The organism is Streptomyces sp. NPDC058274 (assembly GCF_042881375.1).
In the GTDB taxonomy this organism is placed as follows: Bacteria; Actinomycetota; Actinomycetes; order Streptomycetales; family Streptomycetaceae; genus Streptomyces.
Genome location: NZ_JBHVXW010000012.1, coordinates 211,722 through 218,289 on the forward strand (window position 1 = coordinate 211,722; position 6,568 = coordinate 218,289).

The window sequence follows — 6,568 nt, forward strand, 5'->3', positions numbered from 1 at the left end:
CCAGTCGTCACACGGGGGCTCGATATTCATCGCCCTGCTCTGCGCTGCGCCGTGCCGACTGAGGCGCCTCCTCCCCGCTCAGGGTGGCGCACGAGGTTGCGCTGTCCTCGGAAGCTACGGATGACCTGCTGTCGCACGAGGTCGGTGCTTGTACCGGTGGTGCCGATCTGGCCCGTCTCCACCAGACGTGTGAACAGCGTGTTGTCCAGGTAGGCCGGGACGTTCTTGTAGCCGAACCGGACAGCGCCGCCCCGCCCGTCGTTCAGCCGGGCGTCGTCGCGCAGCGATTCGAACTGCCGCCGAGAGAAGTACATGCCGTGGATCATTTCCGTCGTGTGCGGCAGCACGGAACGCGGATGACAGAGCTTGATCCAGCTCGGGCTGGAGTCCAGCCGCTGTTCGTCGGCCAGGCCGGCCTGCATCTCCGCGTACCGGTCCAGGCTTCTCATGCATAGCAGTTCCTTGGCGAGGTTCCGGTCACTGTTCAGGTAGTAGAAGCCGCCTCGTTCGGCGTCGAGCTTCTTGTACTGGACGAGGACCAGGCTGTGCCGCTAGACGTTGTAGAAGATGATGTCGCAGCCGAGGGCATGTTCCGCCGGAGTGCGGTTGGCTTTCGCGACCAGCAGTGTGCGGCCGTGTTCGCGGAACCTGCGCCACGCCACGTGGCTGGTCTTCTCGCTTAGCCACCCGTGCATCACCCGGGTGTCATGCATGACGAGGTGGTCCTCGAGTGTCGGCTGATCGCTGAGCATGTCGGAGCGGGCGGGCGGGCTCTGCGGATACGGCTCCGGTGGGTCGAGCAGCTCGTCAGGATGACGGGCTGCCCCCGCCATGCCGAGGAAGAGCGGTGGCACCGTGTCGTCGTACAGCTCCTCGGCTGGAGGGTCCCACTCCGCCAGCTGTGGAGCTTGCATCCCGGCCATACGTGCGACAGCCAGTGTCGATGAGCGTGCCACAGCACGCAGATGTCCGCCTGAGCACGTATCGGAAAATGCGACCGAAGAGACAGCCCCGAGTCACCCGGGGCATCTGCGACGCTCTCACCGGCCCGAACCGCATCGAGAACTCCGAGAACTGAGCTGCCTGGTGTGGTGCGAGATACCGAGATCACCCCGCGATGGCCCCAGTGACGCTCAGAGCCCCGAAACAAGCGTCGGTCGAGCGTCAAGATTCCTCGAAAGAACCCCTGAAGGGCCGCCGAAGCGACCATCTCCCTCAGGAAATCGCAGGTCAGGCAACCTTCAGGATCGATCCATCCACTGGACCCGCTGCATGCAGGGAAACAGGTCGGTCGACCATCCGGAGCCACAAAGCCGCAGGTCAAGCACCCTTCGCAGCAGGCTCCAAAATGGCCACGCACTCCACATGATGCGTCATAGGAAACAGATCGAACGCCCGCAGCGTCCGCACCTTGTAGCCGCCGTCGCGGAAGTACGCCAGGTCGCGGGCCAGGGCCGCCGGGTCGCAGGCGACGTAGGCGATGCGGCGGGCATCCAGGGACGCGAGGTGTTCGACGGTCTTCTTGCCGGCGCCCGCGCGGGGCGGGTCGAGGACGATCAGGTCGACCTCGCTGATGCCGGTGCGCGGGAGGACCGCCTCGACCTTGCCCTGCTCGATGCGGACGCGGTCGAACGCGGCCAGGTTGTGCCGGGCGTCCTCCACCGCGCGCTTGCCCGACTCGATGCCGAGGACCGCGCCCTTCTCGCCGAGGCGGTCGGCCAGCGCGCCCGCGAAGAGACCGACGCCGCAGTACAGGTCGAGCGCCATGTCGCCCTTGCGCGGCAGGAGACCCTGCATGACGGCCTTGACCAGGGTGTCGGCGGCCTGCGGGTGGACCTGCCAGAAGCCGCCGCTGCCGACGCGGTACGTACGGTCGTCGGCGCGTTCGCGCACGAACGCGCGGCCGTGCACGCGGTGGATGCCGCCGTCGTGCTCCTCGACGCGCATGACCGAGACGGGCCGGTCGAGTTCGACGAGGGGCAGCCGGGCTCCGGGCCGGGGCTCCAGGATCACCATGCGGTCCTGCGACCCGGTCGCGGCGATCGCCTCGACGGACGCCATGCCGGACCAGTCGCGCTGCTCGATGCCCAGCTCGCTGACACCCTCGGCGGCGATCATGCAGTGCTCGATCGGTTCGACGTCGTGCGAGCGGTGGCGGCGCAGCCCGGCGTTGCCGTCCACGTCCACCGCGTACTGCACGCGCGTGCGCCACGCGGGGACCTGGCCGGCCGGCAGCTTGTCGCCCTCGGCGGGCATCACGGTGCCGTCCCAGCCGGCCTCCTCGGGCGTGAGGCCCGCGAGCCGCTGCAGCTGCTCGGTGATGACCTCGCCCTTCAGCCGGCGCTGTGCGCCCGGCTTCGCGTGCTGCCAGTCGCAGCCGCCGCACCGGCCGGGGCCGGCGTACGGACAGGGCGCCTCGACGCGGTCCTTCGACGCCGTGAGGACCTCCACGGCGTCCGCGCGCAGGAAGCGCGCCCCTTCCTCGCCCTCGGTCACCCGGGCGACGACCCGCTCACCGGGCAGCGCGTGCCGGACGAAGAGGACCTGGCCCTCACTCGTACGGGCGATGCAGTGCCCTCCGTGGGCGACGGGGCCGATCTCGACCTCGTACTCCTCCCCCACCAGCGACGTCTTCGGTTCTGCCTGCATGGCGGGGTGACTCCAGGTGCGAAAAAGGGGGAACGGCCGGACAACAGCCCACCAGTCTACGTGGACGTCACCCGGCCGCTCACCACGAGCACGTCAGCGCTTCGAACCCGGGGTCTCCTTCGTCCGCTCCTGCGCCGGTCCGCGGCGCACCGCACCGGGCGCGCTCCACTCCTGACGCCTGCGGGCCCGCTTCTTCGCGGCCTCGGAGGACTCCAGCTGATAGGGCACGGAGGTCACCATGACGCCGGGTGTGAACAGCAGCCGGCCCTTGAGGCGCAGGGCGCTCTGGTTGTGCAGCAGATGCTCGTACCAGTGGCCGACGACGTACTCGGGGATGATCACCGAGACCGCGTCGCGCGGCGACTCCCGGCGCAGTCCCTTCACGTACTCGATGACGGGCCGGGTGATCTCGCGGTACGGCGAGTCGAGGACCTTCAGCGGTACGTCGATGCCGCGCCGTTCCCACTCGTCGCGCAGGGCCTTCGTCTCCGCGGGGTCCACGTTGACGCTGAGCGCCTCCAGGGTGTCGGAGCGCATCAGCTTGGCGTACGCGAGGGCGCGCAGCGTCGGGCGGTGGATCTTGGAGATCAGTACGACGGAGTGCACACGGGAGGGGCGGACGCTGTCGTCGGTGGGGCCCTCGGGGGCGGCGATCTCCTCAGCGACCCGGTCGTAGTGCTTACGGATCGCGCTCATCGTCGCGTAGAAGATGCACATGCCGAGCAGCGCGACCCAGGCACCGTGCGTGAACTTCGTGACGAGGACCACGACCAGCACGAGCCCGGTGAAAAAGGCGCCGAAGGTGTTGATCGCCCGCGAGCGGACCATGTGGCGGCGCTTGGCCTGGTCGGTCTCGGTGGCCAGGTGGCGGTTCCAGTGCCGCACCATGCCGGTCTGGCTGAGGGTGAAGGAGACGAAGACGCCGACGATGTAGAGCTGGATCAGCCGGGTCGAGTCGGCTCCGTAGATGATGACCAGCAGGGTGGCCGTGCCGGCGAGCAGCACGATGCCGTTGGAGAAGGCGAGCCGGTCGCCGCGGGTGTGCAGCTGGCGCGGCAGATAGCGGTCCTGGGCGAGGATCGAGCCGAGCAGCGGGAAGCCGTTGTACGCGGTGTTGGCCGCGAGGAACAGGACCAGCGCGGTGGCCGCCGCCAGCACGATGAACAGGAAGCTGCCCTTGCCGAAGACGGCTTCGGCGACCTGGGAGATCACCGGGTTCTGCACATAGCCGGAACCGAGCGCGACGCCGTTGTGCAAGAGGTCGGCCGCCGGGTTCTCGGCCATGCGGACCTTGGTCACCATGGCCAGGGCGATGATGCCGCAGAACATGGTGACGGCGAGCAGGCCCATCGCGGCGAGCGTGCTCGCGGCGTTCTTCGACTTCGGCTTGCGGAAGGCCGGCACACCGTTGGAGATCGCCTCGACACCGGTGAGCGCGGCACAGCCGGAGGAGAAGGCGCGCAGGAGCAGGAAGACGAGGGCGAAGCCTGCGAGCCCCTGGTGTTCGGCCTTGATGTGGTAGTCGGCGGTCGGCGCCCGCATGGTGTCCCCGAGGGCGAGACCGCGGAAGGCGCCCCACGCGATCATGATGAAGACGCCCGCCACGAAGACGTACGTCGGAATCGCGAAGAGCTTTCCGGACTCCTTGACTCCACGCAGGTTCATCAGCGTGAGCAGCACGATGACGGCGACGGCGCAGGACACCTTGTGCTCGACCACGAACGGGACGGCGGAGCCGAGGTTCTCGATGCCGGAGGCGATGGAGACGGCGACGGTGAGGACGTAGTCGACGAGCAGGGCGCTGGCGACCGTGAGGCCGGCCTTGGGGCCCAGGTTGGTGTTGGCCACCTCGTAGTCGCCGCCACCGCTCGGATACGCGTGCACGTTCTGGCGGTAGGAGGCGACGACCGTGAACATCAGCACGACGACCGCGACCGCGATCCACGGGCTGAAGTGGTAGGCCGACACGCCCGCGATGGAGAGGACCAGCAGCACTTCTCCGGGCGCGTACGCGACGGAGGAGAGTGGGTCGGAAGCGAAGACGGGGAGTGCGATGCGCTTCGGCAGGAGCGTTTCTCCGAGCCGATCACTGCGCAGTGCGCGCCCGATCAAGATCCGTTTGGGCACGTCGGTCAGTTTGGACACGCAGAGGATCGTAAGCGTTCGAACGGGCGCGCGCCCACCCGCCACCCGGCATCTGCCCTCTGAGTGAAATCCCCGGCCGCTCCCGCTGCGGATTCCGTAGTCACGCGGATCCGCATGCCTATATGACAAAACCCCGTCCCACACCGCTTACGGAGGCTCCATGCATGCGACCGCGGAACTCATCGGCGCAGCCGCCGGACTCGTCGGCCTCGGAATCCTGACTCTTGTCAGCGTCCGCAGCATCAGCCGACGGTGATCGCGGAAAACCCGCAGGCGGACGTGCACAGGGGTGCCCCCGGCTGACCGTGCGTGTGTAGCTTGGGCGGCGGTCTGAGACCCTGTTCCACTGAGCCGTATCTGTTGACACCGGAAGGACGGTCGTGCACATCGTCATCATGGGCTGCGGAAGAGTGGGTTCCGCTCTTGCCCAGACCCTGGAGCAACAGGGGCACACGGTCGCCGTGATCGACCAGGACCCCACCGCCTTCCGTCGGCTGGGCTCCGGGTTCGGCGGCCGTCGCGTCACCGGAGTCGGCTTCGACCAGGACACCCTGCGCGAGGCGGGCATCGAGGAGGCCGGCGCCTTCGCCGCCGTCTCCAGCGGTGACAACTCCAACATCATCGCCGCCCGGGTGGCCCGCGAGATGTTCGGCATCGAGAACGTCGCGGCCCGTATCTACGACCCCCGCCGCGCCGAGGTCTACCAGCGCCTGGGCATCCCCACCGTCGCCACCGTCCGCTGGACGGCGGACCAGATGCTGCGCCGGCTGCTCCCCTCCGGCTCCGAGCCGCTGTGGCGCGACCCCACCGGCGGGGTACAGCTCGCCGAAGTGCACGCCTCCGCCTCCTGGGTGGGCCACAAGATCAGCCGGATCCAGGACGACACCGGCGTACGCGTGGCCTTTCTGACCCGGCTCGGCGAGGCGGTCCTGCCCACCTCGCAGACGGTGCTGCAGGAAGGCGACCTGGTGCACGTGATGATGCGCTCGGACGACGTCGAGAAGGTCGAGGCGGCGTTCGCCGAGGGCCCTGAAGAGGAGACCGGTCACTGATGAGGGTCGCCATTGCCGGTGCCGGTGCCGTGGGCCGCTCGATCGCGGGCGAGCTCCTGGAGAACGGGCACGAGGTCCTTCTGATCGACAAGGCGCCGACCGCCATCTCGGTCGAGCGCGTCCCGCAGGCGGAGTGGCTGCTCGCCGACGCCTGCGAGATCACCTCCCTGGACGAGGCCGCGCTCCAGCGCTGCAACGTGGTCATCGCGGCCACCGGCGACGACAAGGTCAACCTGGTCGTCTCCCTGCTCGCGAAGACCGAGTACGGCGTCCCGCGGGTCGTCGCCCGCGTCAACAACCCGAAGAACGAGTGGCTCTTCAACGAGTCCTGGGGTGTCGACGTCGCCGTCTCCACCCCCCGGCTGATGTCGGCCCTGGTCGAGGAGGCCGTCAGCGTCGGCGACCTGGTCCGCCTGCTCCGCTTCAGCCACGGCGACGCCAACCTCGTCGAGCTGACCCTGCCGCCGGAGTCCGCCCTGGCCGGGACCCGGGTCGGCGACGTGGAGTGGCCCGAGGACACCTCGCTGGTCACGATCATCCGCGGTACGCGCGTCCTCACCCCCTCCCGGGACGACTCCCTGGAAGCGGGCGACGAGCTCCTCTTCGTGGCCGCGCAGGCCCGCGAGGAACAGTTGGAGGACCTGCTGTCGGTGCGCCGCGAGGACGCGACGAGCTGACTCTCGGACGTGCGTACGCCGAAGGGGCGCCCTGAGATCTCAGGG

6 protein-coding genes are annotated in these 6,568 nt (G+C 68.7%); 2 read left to right on the forward strand and 4 right to left on the reverse strand.

The window, feature by feature from the left end; translation table 11 throughout:
* Positions 1 to 26: 26 nt before the first annotated feature.
* The 4 genes from ACFVYF_RS23845 to ACFVYF_RS23860 all read right to left on the reverse strand — a co-directional run bounded on the left by ACFVYF_RS23845 (position 27) and on the right by ACFVYF_RS23860 (position 4,794).
* Positions 27 to 449 (reverse strand): hypothetical protein, encoded by a 423-nt coding sequence (locus ACFVYF_RS23845; RefSeq protein ID WP_389458324.1) that lies wholly within the window; start codon positions 447 to 449, stop codon positions 27 to 29.
* 102 nt (positions 450 to 551) lie between these two features.
* Entirely contained in the window at positions 552 to 923 is a 372-nt protein-coding gene (locus ACFVYF_RS23850) for a hypothetical protein (RefSeq protein ID WP_389458326.1), read from the reverse strand.
* Positions 924 to 1,320: 397 nt separating this feature from the next.
* Positions 1,321 to 2,649 carry a class I SAM-dependent RNA methyltransferase gene (locus tag ACFVYF_RS23855; RefSeq protein ID WP_389458328.1) on the reverse strand — a complete coding sequence of 443 codons (1,329 nt, stop codon included), beginning with the start codon at positions 2,647 to 2,649 and terminating at the stop codon, positions 1,321 to 1,323.
* A 93-nt stretch (positions 2,650 to 2,742) separates the two neighbouring features.
* Positions 2,743 to 4,794 (reverse strand): APC family permease, encoded by a 2,052-nt coding sequence (locus ACFVYF_RS23860; RefSeq protein ID WP_389458329.1) that lies wholly within the window; start codon positions 4,792 to 4,794, stop codon positions 2,743 to 2,745.
* A 380-nt stretch (positions 4,795 to 5,174) separates the two neighbouring features.
* Here ACFVYF_RS23860 and ACFVYF_RS23865 point away from each other — a divergent pair, with 380 nt between their 5' ends.
* Positions 5,175 to 5,846 (forward strand): NAD-binding protein, encoded by a 672-nt coding sequence (locus ACFVYF_RS23865; protein WP_389458331.1) that lies wholly within the window; start codon positions 5,175 to 5,177, stop codon positions 5,844 to 5,846.
* Positions 5,846 to 6,523 (forward strand): potassium channel family protein, encoded by a 678-nt coding sequence (locus ACFVYF_RS23870; RefSeq protein WP_389458333.1) that lies wholly within the window; start codon positions 5,846 to 5,848, stop codon positions 6,521 to 6,523. The genes ACFVYF_RS23865 and ACFVYF_RS23870 overlap by 1 nt, the downstream gene beginning before the upstream one ends.
* Positions 6,524 to 6,568: the final 45 nt, after the last annotated feature.

Bases quoted from the DNA above. Each gene is read 5' to 3' on its own strand.
- ACFVYF_RS23845 (WP_389458324.1), bottom strand. From the start codon at position 449: ATGAGAAGCCTGGACCGGTACGCGGAGATGCAGGCCGGCCTGGCCGAC.
- ACFVYF_RS23850 (WP_389458326.1), bottom strand. From the start codon at position 923: ATGGCCGGGATGCAAGCTCCACAGCTGGCGGAGTGGGACCCTCCAGCC.
- ACFVYF_RS23855 (WP_389458328.1), bottom strand. From the start codon at position 2,649: ATGCAGGCAGAACCGAAGACGTCGCTGGTGGGGGAGGAGTACGAGGTC.
- ACFVYF_RS23870 (WP_389458333.1), top strand. From the start codon at position 5,846: ATGAGGGTCGCCATTGCCGGTGCCGGTGCCGTGGGCCGCTCGATCGCG.